This window comes from Blautia sp. CAG:257 (assembly GCF_000433815.1).
Classification (GTDB): domain Bacteria; phylum Bacillota; class Clostridia; order Lachnospirales; family Lachnospiraceae; genus Blautia_A; species Blautia_A caecimuris.
The window spans coordinates 1-696 of record NZ_HF999109.1 but is presented as its reverse complement, the minus strand read 5'-3'; the positions used below and the strand labels follow the sequence as shown (position 1 = coordinate 696).

General features: G+C 46.8%; 1 pseudogene. It reads right to left on the bottom strand.

Annotation, left to right across the window (positions count from 1 at the left end):
• Positions 1-696, bottom strand: a pseudogene (locus tag QVP40_RS12180) (efflux RND transporter periplasmic adaptor subunit); the annotation flags it as partial.

The window sequence follows — 696 nt, the reverse complement described above, 5'->3', positions numbered from 1 at the left end:
GTAGAGCCTTCTACCACTGTTACTTTTGAGATAACTCCGTTAAAATCTGCTGTTACGCCATTTTTTGCAGACTCTACCAGTTCTTTTGCAGACATTTTTTCCAGTTCGGAAAGATTATTGGTAATCTTCATCTTTTCCTTTTCTTCTTTTGTTACTGCATTGGGATCTGCCTCGGCAATTGCCTCCTGGGACGCAAGCTCTGACTGAAGCTCTGCCAGATCGCTGCTTGCCTGTTCAAGCGCTATTTCAATTCCGGAAGTATCCACTGACACAGTTCCTCCGGAAAGATCCCCGGAAGGCGTATCGCTGAAATCACTGCCGGTTCCGTCTGTCACCAGATCAGAAGCGCCTGTAAAGTCAGATAAAAGAGGAGCCGGCGGCATCTGAGTTTTGTAATCCTCATAAACAGCCTGAGCATTCTGGTATTCTACCTGAGCATTGCTTCTGTCCGCCTCTGCCTGCGAAAGGGCTTCTGTATTTTCCGGGCTCTGGTCTGCTGACCAGGCAGTAAATGCCATCTGATATGTATTCTCAGCCTGATTGTAAGCTGTAAGAGCCTGATCTGCTGCTGAATTCAGCTCATTCAGCCTGTTCTGGTATGCAGGAAGCGTCTCATTTTCATAAATTCTCACTGCTTCCTCATACTGACGCTGAATTTCCTGTTGTTTTTTCTCCTGGGCCTTTCTTGCCTCTTCC